This window comes from Cytophagales bacterium (genome assembly GCA_033344775.1).
GTDB lineage: Bacteria > Bacteroidota > Bacteroidia > Cytophagales > Cyclobacteriaceae > JAWPMT01.
The window spans coordinates 2,156,885-2,173,088 of record JAWPMT010000005.1 but is presented as its reverse complement, the minus strand read 5'-3'; the positions used below and the strand labels follow the sequence as shown (position 1 = coordinate 2,173,088).

Below are 16,204 nucleotides of genomic sequence, written 5' to 3'. Positions count from 1 at the left end.
TGGTCTGTTAAAAGTGATTGTTACATGATGCTTATGGATATCCTGTTTGTAGATTAGAATGAACTAGTGATTCAAAAAGTCAATCAGTACATCTCGTTCTTTGTAATAGTTGGGATCCTCCATCACCTCTACCTTGTTTCTTGGGCGATGGAAACCAATTGGCTGGTCCTTGCCAATTTTAGCGTAGGGTCCGCTGGTCATCATCACCACACGATCCGCCAGGAAAATGGCCTCATCCACATCGTGCGTGACCATAATGGCAGTGATCTGCTCTTGTTGGACCACATCGATCAGTACCTGCTGCAATTCATTCTTGGTGAGGGAATCTAACATGCCAAAAGGCTCGTCCAGTAATAAGATCTTTGGCTTCAAGGCAAAAGCCCTGGCGATACCAACCCGCTGTTGCATGCCTTGAGAAAGGTCTGCAGCCTTTTTATGGAAAGCATCTTCCAGGCCTACACGGGCAAGATAATACTTGGCAATGTCGATCTGTTCTTGTTTACTTCCATGAGGAAAAACCTGTTTTACACCGAGGAGAACATTATCCAATGTACTCATCCAGGGAAATAAGCTGGGTGCCTGAAAAACGACCCCTCGATCCGGTCCGGGACCAACGATCTCACTACCATTCAAGGTGATGGTGCCATCGGAGATTTCATTAAGCCCGGCAATCATGCTCAGCAACGTGGATTTCCCACATCCGGAATGCCCGATGATGCAGATGAATTCACTTTCTCTGATTTTCAGGTCAAGCCCTTCCAAAACCACATAGGGACCTTTGGGAGTAGGATAGACTTTGGCCAGATTGACAATGTCCAGCATGACCGGCTTTTCAGTCGCTACATCCTGCACTTCTTCTTTTACTATTACATCAACAGGGGCAGCTATTTCTACTATAGTTTCCATTTTTTAGCTATTTATTGGGTTAAGCGACTTTTTTAGGTTTCAAGGATTTAGGCTTGAGGTCAGGAAGGGCATAAGCTCCAGCATTGGATTTGCTCTTCATTTCCTCATTCATTTCGATCATGTATTTCGTGATTTCTGTCCTCAGTTTCTTATATTCAAGGTTCTGATCGAGTGAATTTTTATCCCTTGGTCGTGGGATGCTCACTTTGAACTCCGGTCCCAAAGTAGCCCCAGGCCCAATCGTCAATGGAATGATCCGGTCTGCCAAAATCAGCCCTTCATCCACGCTGTTGGTGATCATTACCACGGTTTTTTTGTCTTCACCCCAGATTTGGGTGATCTCGTCCTGAAGATTGCTTCTGGTTAAAGCATCCAGGGCACTTAATGGCTCATCCAGTAACATGACAGTTGGTGCCAGTGAAAGTGCCCGAGCCACAGATACTCGTTGCCGCATACCCCCTGATAATTCTGCAGGCCTTTTCTCAAGCGCAGGAGTCAGGTTCACTTTCTCTACATAATCTTCCGTGTGCTCTTGTACCTTTTTCCTGGTCCATTTGGGAAATACCTCCTTGATAGCCATGCCCACATTTTCCTTCACATTCAGCCAGGGAAGCAGCGAGTAGTTTTGGAAAACAATGCTGCGATCGGGGCCTGGGCCCGTGATGGGTTTCCCTTCCAATAGCACTTCACCTTCATCTGGAAAGATCAAGCCTTCAATCAAATTGATGAGCGTGGTTTTTCCCATGCCGGAAAACCCGATGATGCAGATGAATTCCCCTTCTTCGACGGATAGATTAATATTTTTCAGTACTTCTGTCTTTTCGCTACCTGAGCCGTAAGACTTACTGACGTTTTTTATTTCCAGGAATGCCATGATTATGCTGCTTGTTTGTTTTTGACAAATAGGTTGCGAACGATCATCATCGGCGATGCTTTTTGTCTGTCTTCAAAGCTTACCATGCCCTGGATGGTGGCCATGAGTTTATCCAGCAGGAATCCGATGATCCCGATTACGAACATGGCGACCATGATTTTTGCGTTGGAGCTGCTGGATCCGTTTTGGAATTCTTCACGAACGAATCCTCCGAGTCCGGGACTTTGGCTCAGCCACTCTACAGCGATCAATACCATCCAGGAAACAGATACCGTAATTCTTAGCCCAGTAAAAATCAGTGGGACGGCTGCGGGAAGGACCACTTTCATGATCTTTTTACCCACGCTCAATCGTAGCACCTTCGCTACGTTCAGGTAGTTTTCATCAACAGAAGAAACCCCCACCGAAGTATTGACCAGTGTTGCCCACATGGCGCAGAGTCCAACACTGATGAATGTGATCACAAAGGCATTGTTGGCATCCGGATCAGTCATGATCGTGTTGACGATCATCTGTACGAGCAGGAACCAAACTACCGGTGAGATCGGCTTGAATATCTGTACGAACCAGTTCGTGGCGATTTTAAAGTTTTTGCTAAGACCAGTCAGGATTCCGATTGGGATCGAAATGCTCATGGCCAGTAGTACACCCCAGAGGATGTTTTCTAAGCTGGTAAATATCTGGTCGAGGAAGGAGGGACGGCCTGTGTAGACGATAGGTTTTTTGCCCTGAGCTTCTAGTTTGGCATTGGTTTTGGCCATTTTCTTTCGAAAGGCCCTTTTGTCATGATTCACCTGAGCTGCGTCTTTTACCAAGAGCTGAGCAGTCTTCCAAACAAATATCGGAGAGGGCAAGCTGTTAGGCTGGCTGCTGGGATCTCCAGATTCAATGCGCTTTCGGGTTTCGAGTGCGGCTTCTTCAGATTGGGTGGTTCTGATCTTTTCAATCGTCGTATCGACCGCTTTATTGTAAAGTGCCTGTGAACTTGCTGTCCAGATCAGTAGAAATGCAGCTATGGCAGCTACACTAAGCCCTGTAGTTTTTAAAATATTTAGCATAATTAAAGCGGTTTGGGTGTAAAGTCTTTGGTTCTAAAGGAATCAAGAGAAGGTGGACGTGCCACCTCTCCTTGATTTCAATTACTTGCGTTTATTTCCTGTCACTACATGCCAGCAGTGGCTTCGACATCTTTGTTGCCGATCTTGAAGCTGTTGATGTAAGCGATAGGGTCTTTTGCGTCGAAAGCATTGCCATCGATGAATTCTGATGTAGCTGGCTTATAGCCGTCCGTATCCGGGATGTCCGAAGCAGGAATTTTACCTTCGGCGACCAGCAATTCAGCGGCTTGTTTCCAGATATCAGGTCGGTAAACATTCTTGGCAGTTTCGTGGTACCAGGATGCAGGCTTGGCTTCTGGGATCTGTCCCCATCTTCTCATTTGTGTCAGGAACCAAATGGCATCAGAATAGAATGGATAGGTGGCATTGTATTTGTAGAATACGTTGAAATCAGGCATTTCTCGCTTGTCACCTTTCTCAAACTCGAAAGTTCCCGTCATGGAATTCGCGATTACTGCAGAGTCTGCTCCTACGTAATCAGGCATGGAAAGTATGCCTACTGCTTCAGGTCGGTTAGCAGGATTGTCCAGCCATTTTCCAGCTCTGATCAAAGCTTTAGTGACTGCAATGGCGGTATTAGGGTTCTCGTCCATGAACTGTTTGGTCATCACAAATACTTTCTCAGGATTGTTCTTCCAAACGTCGTAGTTCGTTGTGACAGGCACGCCAATGCCTTTGAAAACCGCCTGCTGATTCCATGGCTCACCCACGCAGTAGCCGTAAATTGTTCCTGCTTCCAAAGTCGCAGGCATCTGTGGTGGAGGTGTTACAGAAAGCAATACGTCTGCATCCACCTGTCCCTGGATGTTATCTGCGGTATACATCCCAGGATGAATGCCAGCAGCAGCCAGCCAGTATCGGATTTCGTAGTTGTGTGTAGATACCGGAAAGACCATGCCCATTTTGAATGGCTTACCATCTGCTTTGTATGACTCAACTACAGGCTTGATAGCATCTGCTTTGATCGGGTGAACCGGCTTTCCGTTGGCATCTTTCGTTACATTAGGCTTCATCATGGACCATACTTCGTTAGATACGGTGATGCCGTTTCCGTTCAGGTCCATAGAGAAAGGCGTCTGTAAGGAAGCTTGTCGGCCGAATCCCGCCTGAGCTGCAATAGGCTGCCCCGCCAGCATGTGAGAGCCATCCAACTGTCCGTCAATCACACGATCCAATACATTTTTCCAATTGGCTTGTGCTTCAATCGTTACATAAAGCCCTTCTTCTTCGAAGTAGCCTAGCTCTTTGGCAATGGCCAAAGGAGCCATATCCGTCAACTTGATGAAGCCGAAAGTAAGCTGTGGTTTTTCAATGTCCAGTGAGGGTTCTGCTGTTTCCTCTGATGCCGTACTTGAGGTAGAAGATTCACCGCTACAGCCACTGATCACGCAGATGACGACCATCATCATCCACACGAAAAAGGTTAGTAATTTTTGCTTTTTCATCTTAATAATTTTTTGCTAGTGCTTAAAGGAATTTTGGTTTGAAAGTGAGTTGCATCCATGCCCACTGGTTGAAAGATTCTGCATCGCCGGCAGCTGAGCCACCTTTGTATGCTTTGAGAAGATCTGTTGCAGAAAGAACAGAGTAGCCCAATTTGAAATTGAAGCCCTTGCTCACATTGAGGTCGTAGATAAAGTCAAGCTCAGTTCCGTATGATCCACCTTCTAATTCTCCGTCAAGATTTAGGCGGTCTTTATTGGTGGTTAGGATATGAGGCATGAAGATCAATTTTGACTTGCTGCCAGTTTTGAATACTGCTTTTGCGTAGAAGTCATTGAGACCTACGGCTTCACCGGGTCCTACGTAGAAGAAATCCATGAAACCATAGAATTTGTGGTTGGTACCAAATGGCTGTGCCCAGGCTTCGTTTTTATCGTCCGTATCAGGGTCATCAGAAGAGACAATATCAGCTCCTAAGGTGATCGGAATACCTGCGCCTTTGTAGGTGATGTCTATGGCATATAAGGAAGCTCCGGTATTTGCCCCAAGGCCATTTTGCCAATATCCGGAAGCATTGATGGCAATATCTCCCGAAGTGAATGAAGGTAGGATTCCAAAAGTGGTGCGGTTTCCATAGCCAACTTCTGTGGTGGTTAAATTATTCACCAGCACTTCATTCGTTACCATGGCCTGGATTTTGAATTTGCTACTGGTAGGAATTGTTGCCCATAGGTATTGAAGGCTCTTGTAGCCAGCTCTAATGGCGCCAATGGCAGCTGTTTCAGTATCGTTGGTGTGTTTTGTCTGGTTCAGAGCTACACCAATATCCAACTTCGTTTTTCCAAATGTTAGCTTATTTACAAAGGCATTGTGTGCTCTTCCTGTGGCCGCCCACCCAAGTGCACCGAACCAACGTTGATCACCGTAACTGATCGCTTGACGTCCTACCTTAAGGGTATACCAGTCAGAGGCCGCATATTCAGCGTATGCTTCAAACACAGAAAAAATACCTTCAGCTTCGCCGTTTGGAGCATTATCCCCCAGAAGATCCAGGAATTGAGGATCCTGTCCCCAGAAGGTGACCACCTGAGGAGAGAAAACGATCTTTAACCCGGTGGTGTCTTTATAAGTAAAGTAAAGTCTGGTTCGTTGTTGTGTGGCCACACCAGGCTCATTGTCTGGCTGAGCTAATAACGTATTGTTTCCGTCGTAGAGTTCTGTTCTGGGACGTATTTCTCCCGTTAATGAAAACTGTGCATTGACTGTCAACGCAGAGAGAATAACCATGAAGGCTATTAAGGGAATTGCTTTTTTCATATGACTAGTACTTACTCTGTACTTAGATTAGATGATTCAAAAGTACGTATGAATAAGTCTAAATACGTAAATATATACGTAATAATACGTAGAAATACAATACTTTCAAAATAAGTAGTGAACCAGGTCAGGAATTTGCTGAATTCATGGAAGAAGCCTGATTTCGTTGAAAGAACCGAGGAGGTGATTTTTGAGACTGTGGGTAGAAAAGTGGTCGAATTACGGAAATACGTAGTTATGGCTTACTTAGAAGAGCAGCCATACGCTTGTTTGAACTAACAGTTAAATCTCCGATAGTTGGTTGTTAAAATCAGGAATTGCAATTAAGTTACAAATAACAAGATCAATGGGTCTCCCCGGACTTCATGATCAGCATAGATTTTTAACCTTTTCTTAATTCGTATGTCCTACTTAAATACGCCGAGGCTGGTGTTTTCGGGTGACTTCTTGTCCGACGTATCCACGGTAAACAATGACCCAGCCCATTACAATAATGCTACGTTCGAGCCAAATTTCCAGGAATGGGGGCAAGGTGCAGCCAACGGTTGGTGGAACCCTGAAGGTGGTGCCGTATTTGATTTTCAAAACTGTACCATTCAGAAATTGACCTATGCGGATGGTTCCGAAGCCATTTCAGCCAAGGAAAGTCCGTTGATCGGACAATTGATCCAGGGAGCGGAAGGTCGAACTACCGGTAAAATGGTCGATCTTGACCCGCAACAGCAGGGGGTATCAGCGCTTTGGGCAGTGCATCTACGGATCACCACCAGTGACAATGAACTGATCCTCGATGGCGAATTGACGACAGTTTCTTTCCGTGACCTGCAGATGCGCCAGACCAATGATGCAAAAACTGAAAACGGGCAGGCACTTGGAGGTTCCTGGACCACTACGCTTTTCAATATTCAATGGGGGGAAAAAGCGAACGATTATCGATTCTTCAAGGAACTGAGAAATACGACGCAAGGAAACAAACTGAGCCTGAATCTCAATGCTTTTGGTTATTTCTATAACCGATACCAATATGACGAGAAAGGGAAGGTTACGGAGGAACTCCAGCCCAGGTATACCCTCGGTTTTTTGTTAGGAGCCATTGGTCCGTGGTTTGAAGGTGAGCCCGAGACCTTTGCCCCAGCCAGGAGGCTATATGGTACCCATAATAAATCTGCGACAGGATTTCAAACATACTTTAGTAATACAAACTTTCAATTTGATGCAGCAGCCAGCAGTCTTACGATGGACTTTGGCAGTAGCTTTCCTATCGTTAATGCGACAGGTAAAGTAAATCTCAACCTGAAATTATTGGTGGCGGTAACCACACAAAGCCTCACCAATTCTGTCAATGCTTCAAGGGTAATTATTAAAAAGAAAGATTTTGCGTCCAATTACCATGCGATCGGGGAGCTTGATTATACCAACGGAGCGGAATGGCTTCCGCAAACTGGAGGTATTGTTGAATTCAAGAACATCGATGCGGCTACAGCCCAAGTGCTTGCCAGTAATCAAGTCGTATTACTTTCCGAATTAGACAATGGGAATTACGCATTGGTGGCCAGAGAATCCATCGGAGGATACAATGTTCGTGCGGATAATTTTGTGCTTCGGTTGGATACCGATGAGCAAGTTAGTGTCAATTTTTATGCCTATCAATGGGGTAATCCATTAGCAGCAGGTACGGTTGATCTTAACCTGCAACCGCCGACGCCTGTTACTCCCAAAGGCCCGAATAGCCCGATATCAGAAGTGCCAGGGAACAATTATCCGGTAGATGGTCTGAGTTTTAGTGCTTCGATTGAGATCACGAATGGTTCCGGGATATTACCCATAACTGGCAACGCCATTCATAATCCGCGTGGCTACATCGATGGCCAGATCTATTGGATTGAATATGCCCTTAGAGGGGTAGGAGAAGACCCTGCAATTGGGCCATTCAACAACGAATACATCACCATTCATTTGTACGACTATTTTAAGGTGCCTGATGAGCCGATTTGGAGTGATATTGCTGAAATTATGATCCAGTATGGCAACCTGTATCCGATCATGAGTAAGTTCATCGCAAACCTGGGTGACCCGGAAGCGGTAATTGCTCGCAAAGAGTTGTTGCATTTTGCTTTTGGATTAGAACTCACGGATTCCATGTACATGCCTGTGACCAGAGATCTATCAGCAGCAAAGAAGGAAACTATTTTGAAATGGCTGGAAAATCCAATCATTGGTACAGAAGGTGTAGCTGCTTCGCCAGCCTCCGGTAAAAAACATGTGGCTAAAAGCCCTGCACCAGCCGGTCAGGAAATAACTGAAAAACAGAAAAACTTGAAGTTGGCAGTGCTGGCGAAAAAAGCCGAAATCATTGTGGCCGACGCGATTGAAAACCTAAAATTTTAATGCACCATGATCAAATTAGATGCTAAACATGTCCAGGGGATCAATCAGGTAAAGACCCTTGAGGAACTGCAGCCCTACGTGCAAAATGCCATAGAGCTGGAACACGCAACTATTCCTCCTTATCTCACGGCGATGTTTTCCTTAAAGTCAAATGCCGAACGTGAGATCTGGGAGATCATTCACTCCATTGTGATTGAGGAAATGATGCACATGACCATTGCTGCCAATATTATGAATGCCATCGGCGGTAGTCCAGCTATCAATAAGCCAAAATTCGTACCCGAATATCCGGGACATTTACCAATGGGCATTGGAGGAAGTTTGGTGGTCACGCTGGCAAAATATTCGAAAGATCAGGTGAAAGATGTGTTCATGGAAATTGAGGAACCGGAAGAGCCTTTGAAGCTGGAAGGTGCGAAATTGAAGGCCTCGGAAGATGAATTCAAAACAATAGGTGAATATTATGATGCGATCGCTAATAAGATCAAAGAAATAGCCCCTAACAAATTGCCCGGCAGCCCGAATAATCAGGTAATTTCTAGTTTCTTCCCCTCGGAGCTTTTATTTCCCATTCTGACCAAACAGGATGCCATCAATGCGATTAATATCATCATTGAGCAAGGTGAAGGGACGGAGAAAAAACCTGTAGATTTTGAAGGCGAGATCGCGCACTACTACAAGTTTGAAGAGTTGTACCGCGGTAAAAGACTGGTGCCAGACAAGGATGCCAAGTATGGCTATGCTTTCAGAGGTCCCGACATTCCTTTTAACCCTGAGAATGTATGGCCCATTTTTCCGGATACCAAAGCGCATATGTTGCCTGCAGGAAGTTTTGAAAGGAAGAAGGTCGATGAGTTCAATGCCTCATATGCTTCCTTGCTGAACGGACTGCACGTCACTTTTAATGGAAATCCCGATCAGCTGAAACTAACCATTGGGATCATGTTTGATTTGACACTAAGTGCAGAAAAACTGTGTGCTACGCCTTTTCCCAAAGCTGCGGGAAAGAAATACGAGGGCTATCATATTGGACCTTCGTTTGAGTTTTAGTAATAAAGAAAAGGGTAATCCCGGCCTTTGGGTTGGGTTACCCGACTAGGGGAGCTCTATCAACCTGAGTTCAGGTTTTTTGTCGTATCCACGTTTTCAAGTTCAGATGTGTTGAAGCCGTGATAGTAGACTTGTTACATCTTACTTATTCGTAGATAGATGCGCCTTTCAGAAGTTGAGCAAGGACTCTCCAGGAAGCTTCATCGGGTGTTCGTTTGAAGTCCAAATTTGTATAGTAGCCGTTCAAGTCTTCCGCGTAGGCCTGAAGTGCTTCAAGGAAGTCATCCAAATTGCAGTTCTCCCAGTCTTCGGTGTTTATTCTGAAATGCTTAAGAAATTCAATGAAATCACTTTTCGATTGGATGTTCTCTGTTCCGTCTGCGATTTCTTTGTCAGCGTGATTCAGGTAGTAGTATGGAAGGTTGGGGTTGCAAAAGGGATCATCTTCATCTCCGAATTTCTCATCAATCTCTTTAGGAATATACTTTCTAATCAGTTCGAAATACATCTTATGAATTAAATGATACCCACCTCGATCTTTGTTTCCCATGAATGCTAGGACATCTGATAGTTGTTCATAGTGCAAGGGTTGATGGAAGAATCGATTCAGTTCGCCAAAGACCTTAAATATCTCTATCAAGTCCCTGGTCTTGATGCTTACCTCATCGTTCGGGTCGATAGCGTCTAATCCGTAGTTAACTTGATCTTCAATTGAAGTGTATTTCTTATCCATAAATCTTTGCCAGGTGAGGAAATGAGATAAAGCGATTGAGGGTTACACATCACTTCACCTTATTCAGTAGATCTGTCACATTGTTTACATTCATTTTTTTCATGATGTTGAATCGATGTGTTTCTACGGTACGGATGCTTTTGCCCAGGTTTTCAGCAATGTCTTTGTTGTGAAAGCCTTTGGTGATGAGGTCCAGGATTTGCTTTTCCCTTTTGGTCAGGTTAAAATCCTCTATTGATGTTCGAGAGGGCTCGGATTTGGTGGGAACGGTGACGGGTTCGGAGGGATTTGCCACGAATGAATTAATGATGGTGTCAGAAATGTCACCACTGAAATATTTGTGCCCTCCGTGCACTACTTTGATGGCTTTGTTTAGTTCCGTTTTGCTCGTGTCTTTCAATAGATACCCATCTGCCTGATATTGCAGAGACTTGAGAATATATTCTGAGTCATTATGCATTGTAAGCATAAGGATGCGGAAGTCTTTTTGTTGTCCCATGAGATGTTGCGCGACATCCAGACCCGACATAATAGGCATCCTAATATCAAGGACAAGGACATCAGGTGTCGTATTTTCAAGCTTTTCGAGGGTTTCTTTGCCATTTTCTGCTTCCCAGATCACAGCAATATCCGGATCATCTTCTATGACCGTTTTGATTCCGGATCTTACAATTTCATGATCATCTGCCAGGGCTACATTAATCATTGCTATTTAGGGCTAGGGTGATATAAATTTTTGTTCCTTTTTCAGGTTCGGTTACCAATTGAAAATTGCCACCTACATAAGCGGTTCTTTCTTTCATATTAAAAATACCGTGACCTGCTTTTTCGAAGTGGCCGCTTTGCTCCAATGAATTGACATCAAATCCACGACCATTATCTTCTATCGCAATTTGTAAGCTATTCAAATTATGATGAAAAATCACGTTGATTTCCTTGGCACGAGCGTATTTGATGGCATTATTGACCGCTTCCTGTACGATGCGGTACAAGTTGGTTTCAATGGAGCTCTCCAGTCGATTGATAAAGCGTGTCTCATTGGTGAAAGTAATTTCCGAGTCAGTGACACCATTGATTTCTTCACAAAATTTTCTAACCGCCGGCACCAGTCCGAAATCATCGAGACTACTTGGAGTGAGGTTGAAGCTTACACGCCGTACTTCCTGGATGATGCTTTTCGTTAAACCCTTCGCGTCTTTCAGGCGATTTTTCATGGGACTGGAAGTGGGTAGGATCGATTCCAGCATCATTTTCAATGCCGACATCATTTGACCCACGCCATCGTGCAGTTCCTGCGAAATTCTTTTGCGCTCTTCTTCCTGACCTTGCAAAATCAATGAAGAACGAAATTGGTGTTCTTTGACGGACTTTTCGATGCGTTCTCTGTTGATTTCCCGAGACCGCATTTTGGCCTCTTTGTTTTCGGTCAGGTCACGGGCCACCATTTTGATCTCGTTGGTTGCTGGAACGGGTACCAGAAAGGTTTCCAGCCAACAGAAATCACCGGCTTCATTGATCAACTTCAATTCACCGATCCAGTTTTTCTTCTGGGATAGTAATTCCAATAAGCCATTGATGAATACGGGATCATAACCGCTGTTTTGCAGAATTTCTGTGATGTTTGAGGCCGGTTCCGCTTCATATTCCATCAATTTCAGGAACAAAGCACTATGAAAACTAAAATTGCCCTGAAAGTCCATCTTCGCATAAACGGAAGGAGATTCCGGTTCGAAATTAACCGCTTCCAGATCTTGATAACTCTTGCCTAATTCTTCATAGAGGTCAGTCAGTTCTGCAGTCATCTGTTTGGAAGCCTCTTCCGACTTTTGGAGGTCTACTACTGTTTTTTGAACGTTTCTGGCTATGGGTCGAAAAACAAAAGCCAGCTCGAAGCTGATGATTAAGATCGAAATGAAAAACAGGATGTATTCTTTCTGTTTCAATTCGTTCACCTTAGCTTGTGCTTCACTGTCGTAGCGAAACACGATTTCATTCATGCCCTTCAAAAAAGAAGCTTCGTGAGCAAGAATCTCCTGACAGGCCAGGGCTTTTACTGAATCGCTAGCCTGGGAGTCTAGCAGGACAGAAGCGCTTGATGACATGATCCGGAAGGGCGATTCGATCACATCGAACATGGAAAGGATGGCCAATGAATTTTGCCCTTCTAAGCCAAGGGTACTATCACCATTTAGCAGTCCTTCATGAGATTGGATCCATAAGTTCAGGGCTTCTTCAAGCTCTTGTTGACTTTGGGCCTTCTGCGGGTGTTCTTGCTGTAGCTTCAAGGCCAGTTTGCTGATTTTCTGACTCAACATCCGTTGCCGGCCGGCCACATTGATCACGCGCGCATCATCTTGCTGTCGGTCAATACTCGTTTGAATAAAGAACTGGCTGACGATAATACTTAGAGCGATACACCCTAATGCTACGTAATAGAGGTATTCGAGCCGCTTGAACTGAGGTTTTCTCATGTTTTCGAGCCGCTAAATTACATAAACCATCTGGTGTCTACGTAGTTTTTAGGCAATGCCTACGTATACCGTACCTCCTTCTACTTTAACAGGATACGTAGCGATTGGGCATTCATCTCCGTTGAGGTTTTCTCCGGTTTTTAACGAAAAGGTCTTCTTATGGAAAGGGCAGGCTACTTTCGGTTCATCTCCATCGGAACCAATCATACCACGTGAGAGGATCATTTGCTGCTTGTGAGGGCACAGATTTTGGGTTGCGAACCACTCATTTCGACGCGTAAAATTGAATATTGCGATCTGAAGGTCTTCAACTTTCACATTCAATCCTCCATTCTCAGGAAATTCATCTGCCGGAAGGGTAGCAATCCATTTAGAAACTTCCGCTGGCGTGGTGGTTTTATAGGTAGTTAATTCTGTCATGTTGTTGGCTTATTTTGAAATGGATTCCCAGCCTGCGGGTTTTTTCATCTCGCGCATGGACGAAAACTGCTGAGTAGGATCATAATCATCTGAATTGGCGAAGTGGCTGAATCTTTTCATCATCTTTTCATCGTTGATGGCTTCTTTCCATTCGCAGTGATAGGCAGCAATCAATGCTTGCATGTCCTTTTCCAGATCTTCCCCAATGCCTAATGAATCTTCGACGACTACTTCTCTTAAATAGTCGATCCCACCATCCAGTTTATTCAACCAAACCGCAGTTCTGTTCAGAGGTTCGGCAGTTTGGATATAAAACATCAGGAAACGATCCAGGTACTTGATGGCCGTTTTCTCATCGATATCTCCGGCGAGTAATTTGGCATGCTGAGGATTGGCTCCGCCATTACCACACACATAGAGATTGTATCCTAATTCAGTAGCAATCAGTCCGAAATCTTTGGCCTGTGCTTCAGCACATTCACGTCTACATCCGGAAACACCGCCTTTCAATTTGTGTGGAGAACGAATGCCTTTGTAACGATCTTCAATTTCAATGGCGTAGGAGACAGAATCATGCAATCCGTATCGACACCAGGTAGAACCAACACAGCTTTTTACTGTTCTCAATGATTTACCGTACGCATGCCCACTTTCAAATCCGGCATCTATCAGTTCTCGCCAGATTTTGGGCAAATCATTCAAACGTGCCCCAAACATATCGATGCGCTGGCCGCCGGTAATTTTTGTGTACAGATCATACTTTTTGGCTACGGTTCCTATCGCTATCAATTTTTCTGGCGTGATCTCACCACCTGGTACACGCGGAACTACAGAGTAACTTCCTCCTTTTTGAATGTTTGCCAAAAAACGATCATTGGTGTCCTGAATGGTTTCTTGTTTCAGAATTTTATCATTCCAAATACTTGCGAGTAGGGAAGCAACTGCAGGTTTACAAGTTTCACAGCCATCGCCTTCACCATATTGGTCAAGTAATTCGTTGTAGGTTTTAATTCCTTTGACTTTGATGAGGCTATAAAGTTCTTGTCGCGTATAGTCGAAATGCGGGCACAATGTCTTGCGAACGGTTTGCCCCATTTCCTTAAGTTGCGCGCTGAAAATATCTCCTACCATCGGCGAGCATGCACCGCAACCAGTTCCAGCACCTGTACAGTTCCTGAGCTCTTTGAGGTCCGTAATGTTCTGTGATTTGATGGCATCAACAAGATCTCCTTTGCTTACATTCTCGCAGGAGCAGATTTGTGCAGTATCTGGTAGGTCCAGAATGGTATTCCCATTGGCTTGCCCACCTCGGGTCCCTAAGATCAGGTCTTCAGGATTCGGAGGAATCGCCATACTGTTTTGAGTGATTTGCAGTAACATGCCATAATCGGAAGTGTCACCTACAAGAATTCCTCCTAGCAAATGTTTTTTATCGCTGGAAATATTGATGCGTTTGTATATGCCAGAGTTCTTATCCTCAAATGAAATTGGAATGCTTCCAGGTGTATCGCCCAAGGCATCTCCAAAACTCCCAACTTCTACTCCGATCAATTTCAACTTCGTCGACATGTCTGCCCCTGTGAAGGTTTTGGAGGCCTGATCGGTAATGTGATTAGCGGCGATCTCTGCCATATCATAACCTGGAGCTACCAGACCGTAGATCATATCGTTGAATGCTGCCGCTTCACCGACAGCATAGATATTTGGATCATTGGTTTGCAGGTACTCATTCACTTTGAAGCCCCCCCGAGCTCCCTTTTCTAAACCGGCTGATTCGGCTAGTTCATCTCTTGAAATGATTCCGCAGGAGATCACCAACATTTCGGTATCAAGTTGAGATCCATCCGCAAACTCCAACCCGGCCATTTGGTCCGTTCCGGCTACTTTGGAAGTGTTTTTATTGAGTAGGATTTCAATTCCGAGGGATTCGATTTCGCTTTTCAGCGTATTGGAGCCTGCTTCGTCTAACTGTCTGGGCATCAGTCGAGGAGCGAACTCAATGACTTGAGCATCCAGGTTAAGGTCCAGTAAAGCTTTAGCCGCTTCAAGGCCTAACAGCCCTCCGCCAAGAACGGCCCCGCGTTTAATGTTTTTTGCATAGGAAATGATTTGATCCAGGTCTTCAATGGTGCGATAGACGAATACGCCTCGCTTTTCCACCCCATCAATCTTCGGAACAAACGGACGCGATCCTGTCGCCAGAACGAGATAATCATAGTGATCCGTTTTCCCTTCGTGGGTCAGGACGGTACGCTGTTGTGGGTCTATCGAAATGATCAGTTGCCCAGTTTTTAAAGTGATGTTTTGATCTTGATACCAATCCGAAGGAGCCATGAGAAGTTTGTCCACGGATTGTTCGGTGAAATACTCACTTAAATGAACCCGATCATAAGCGGGCCAGGTCTCTTCACCATAAATCACCACTTCATAAGTGTCCGAACCTGCGATTGTACGTAGTTTCAGACAGAACTTATGGCTTACCATGCCATTTCCAACAACGATTATCCGCTTCATTTCAGTAAAATTTACGTAAAAATACGTAATTATTATTTTAAGTATGCATATCTATTACGTACTTTTGAAAAATAAATTAAGTAGTCATGTCGAAATTGACCTTAGTAGGAGCAGGACCTGGTGATCCGGACCTAATTACTGTAAAAGCCATTAAGGCCCTTAAAAAGGCAGATGTGGTCTTGTATGATGCGCTAGCGTCGGAAGAGTTGTTGGAGTATTGTCAAGAAGACTGTATCAAAGTCTACGTAGGCAAGCGAGCTGGGATGCATACGCATCAGCAGGTATACATCAATGAGATGATCGTGGCGTATGGTCAAAAGCATGAAGCAATCGTTCGGTTGAAAGGCGGAGATCCATTTGTGTTTGGTAGAGGTCATGAAGAAATGGATCACGCCCAGGTCCATGGGATGGAAACCGAGATGGTTCCCGGGATCAGTAGCTGTGTCGCAGTGCCTGCAGCCATTGATATCCCAATTACCAAAAGAGGTTACAGCGAAAGCTTCTGGGTAATTACCGGGACTACTAAGAGTCTGGAACTCTCCGGAGATGTAGCCTTGGCCGCCAGGTCCAGTGCGACCATCGTGATTTTGATGGGTATGAAGAAGCTAGGACGCATCATTGAAACTTATCAATCATTAGAAAGAGGGAGTTTACCCATCGCTATCATTCAACACGGAACGACTTCAAAACAAAAAATGGGTGTAGGCACCATCGACACCATACAACATGAAGTGGAGCGGCTTGGGCTTTCTTCCCCGGCCATCATCGTCATTGGAGAAGTCGTCCGAGCCAATCAGGAATTGAATGCCATCATTGAAGAGATGTCATCAGATCAAATGTTGCAAAGCGCTTAAATTGAATGGGGCCAACCACTCCCTCACCTGGTCCAAGCGTCTCGCTGAGACCATATAGTTGAGCTTGGATTAAGTCTTCGCCTTGCTAAGTCTAGAGTGTTTTATTAGAAATGCTC

At 44.8% G+C, this 16,204-nt stretch carries 13 protein-coding genes; 3 read left to right on the top strand and 10 right to left on the bottom strand.

From position 1 onward, the window contains the following. Window positions 1-63: 63 nt before the first annotated feature. The 5 genes from R8G66_26810 to R8G66_26790 all read right to left on the bottom strand — a co-directional run bounded on the left by R8G66_26810 (window position 64) and on the right by R8G66_26790 (window position 5,658). Complete coding sequence (locus R8G66_26810; GenBank protein MDW3196011.1) at window positions 64-906, bottom strand: ABC transporter ATP-binding protein; 843 nt, start codon at window positions 904-906, stop codon at window positions 64-66. Window positions 907-925: 19 nt separating this feature from the next. Then, the gene (locus R8G66_26805; GenBank protein MDW3196010.1) at window positions 926-1,780 is read right to left on the bottom strand and encodes an ABC transporter ATP-binding protein; all 855 of its coding nucleotides are present in this window, start codon (window positions 1,778-1,780) and stop codon (window positions 926-928) included. Between the two features lie 2 nt (window positions 1,781-1,782). Beyond that, entirely contained in the window at window positions 1,783-2,838 is a 1,056-nt protein-coding gene (locus R8G66_26800; protein ID MDW3196009.1) for an ABC transporter permease subunit, read from the bottom strand. A 104-nt stretch (window positions 2,839-2,942) separates the two neighbouring features. Beyond that, on the bottom strand, window positions 2,943-4,343 hold the full coding sequence (locus R8G66_26795; protein ID MDW3196008.1) for a CmpA/NrtA family ABC transporter substrate-binding protein: 1,401 nt from the start codon (window positions 4,341-4,343) through the stop codon (window positions 2,943-2,945). Window positions 4,344-4,365: 22 nt separating this feature from the next. Continuing rightward, window positions 4,366-5,658: a hypothetical protein gene (locus tag R8G66_26790; GenBank protein MDW3196007.1), complete on the bottom strand. Its 1,293-nt coding sequence runs from the start codon at window positions 5,656-5,658 to the stop codon at window positions 4,366-4,368. A gap of 402 nt (window positions 5,659-6,060) precedes the next feature. Here R8G66_26790 and R8G66_26785 point away from each other — a divergent pair, with 402 nt between their 5' ends. Then, window positions 6,061-8,046, top strand: coding sequence for a hypothetical protein (locus tag R8G66_26785; protein MDW3196006.1), 1,986 nt, complete (start codon window positions 6,061-6,063; stop codon window positions 8,044-8,046). 6 nt (window positions 8,047-8,052) lie between these two features. Continuing rightward, complete coding sequence (locus R8G66_26780; GenBank protein ID MDW3196005.1) at window positions 8,053-9,096, top strand: ferritin-like protein; 1,044 nt, start codon at window positions 8,053-8,055, stop codon at window positions 9,094-9,096. A 145-nt stretch (window positions 9,097-9,241) separates the two neighbouring features. Here R8G66_26780 and R8G66_26775 read toward each other — a convergent pair whose 3' ends face one another. Genes R8G66_26775 through nirB form a run of 5 tightly spaced genes read right to left on the bottom strand, consistent with a single transcriptional unit; the run spans window position 9,242 to window position 15,234 of the window. Continuing rightward, window positions 9,242-9,829, bottom strand: coding sequence for a hypothetical protein (locus tag R8G66_26775; GenBank protein ID MDW3196004.1), 588 nt, complete (start codon window positions 9,827-9,829; stop codon window positions 9,242-9,244). 49 nt (window positions 9,830-9,878) lie between these two features. After that, window positions 9,879-10,535, bottom strand: a complete 657-nt coding sequence (locus tag R8G66_26770) for a response regulator transcription factor (GenBank protein MDW3196003.1) — start codon at window positions 10,533-10,535, stop codon at window positions 9,879-9,881. Continuing rightward, window positions 10,528-12,300: a histidine kinase gene (locus R8G66_26765; GenBank protein ID MDW3196002.1), complete on the bottom strand. Its 1,773-nt coding sequence runs from the start codon at window positions 12,298-12,300 to the stop codon at window positions 10,528-10,530. Before R8G66_26765 ends, R8G66_26770 begins: the two co-directional genes overlap by 8 nt. Window positions 12,301-12,348: 48 nt before the next feature. Then, window positions 12,349-12,720: a nitrite reductase small subunit NirD gene (gene nirD, locus R8G66_26760; GenBank protein MDW3196001.1), complete on the bottom strand. Its 372-nt coding sequence runs from the start codon at window positions 12,718-12,720 to the stop codon at window positions 12,349-12,351. Between the two features lie 9 nt (window positions 12,721-12,729). Next, window positions 12,730-15,234 carry a nitrite reductase large subunit NirB gene (nirB, locus tag R8G66_26755; protein MDW3196000.1) on the bottom strand — a complete coding sequence of 835 codons (2,505 nt, stop codon included), beginning with the start codon at window positions 15,232-15,234 and terminating at the stop codon, window positions 12,730-12,732. Between the two features lie 86 nt (window positions 15,235-15,320). Here nirB and cobA point away from each other — a divergent pair, with 86 nt between their 5' ends. Continuing rightward, a complete protein-coding gene (cobA, locus tag R8G66_26750) occupies window positions 15,321-16,088 on the top strand; it encodes a uroporphyrinogen-III C-methyltransferase (GenBank protein ID MDW3195999.1) in 768 nt (255 codons plus the stop codon). Window positions 16,089-16,204: the final 116 nt, after the last annotated feature.

What these genes read in the sequence shown, in the direction of transcription:
- R8G66_26785 (MDW3196006.1), top strand. Translation starts at nt 6,061, where the DNA reads ATGTCCTACTTAAATACGCCGAGGCTGGTGTTTTCGGGTGACTTCTTG.
- R8G66_26805 (MDW3196010.1), bottom strand. Translation starts at nt 1,780, where the DNA reads ATGGCATTCCTGGAAATAAAAAACGTCAGTAAGTCTTACGGCTCAGGT.
- R8G66_26795 (MDW3196008.1), bottom strand. Translation starts at nt 4,343, where the DNA reads ATGAAAAAGCAAAAATTACTAACCTTTTTCGTGTGGATGATGATGGTC.
- R8G66_26775 (MDW3196004.1), bottom strand. Translation starts at nt 9,829, where the DNA reads ATGGATAAGAAATACACTTCAATTGAAGATCAAGTTAACTACGGATTA.
- nirD (MDW3196001.1), bottom strand. Translation starts at nt 12,720, where the DNA reads ATGACAGAATTAACTACCTATAAAACCACCACGCCAGCGGAAGTTTCT.
- R8G66_26800 (MDW3196009.1), bottom strand. Translation starts at nt 2,838, where the DNA reads ATGCTAAATATTTTAAAAACTACAGGGCTTAGTGTAGCTGCCATAGCT.
- nirB (MDW3196000.1), bottom strand. Translation starts at nt 15,234, where the DNA reads ATGAAGCGGATAATCGTTGTTGGAAATGGCATGGTAAGCCATAAGTTC.
- cobA (MDW3195999.1), top strand. Translation starts at nt 15,321, where the DNA reads ATGTCGAAATTGACCTTAGTAGGAGCAGGACCTGGTGATCCGGACCTA.
- R8G66_26810 (MDW3196011.1), bottom strand. Translation starts at nt 906, where the DNA reads ATGGAAACTATAGTAGAAATAGCTGCCCCTGTTGATGTAATAGTAAAA.
- R8G66_26765 (MDW3196002.1), bottom strand. Translation starts at nt 12,300, where the DNA reads ATGAGAAAACCTCAGTTCAAGCGGCTCGAATACCTCTATTACGTAGCA.
- R8G66_26770 (MDW3196003.1), bottom strand. Translation starts at nt 10,535, where the DNA reads ATGATTAATGTAGCCCTGGCAGATGATCATGAAATTGTAAGATCCGGA.
- R8G66_26780 (MDW3196005.1), top strand. Translation starts at nt 8,053, where the DNA reads ATGATCAAATTAGATGCTAAACATGTCCAGGGGATCAATCAGGTAAAG.
- R8G66_26790 (MDW3196007.1), bottom strand. Translation starts at nt 5,658, where the DNA reads ATGAAAAAAGCAATTCCCTTAATAGCCTTCATGGTTATTCTCTCTGCG.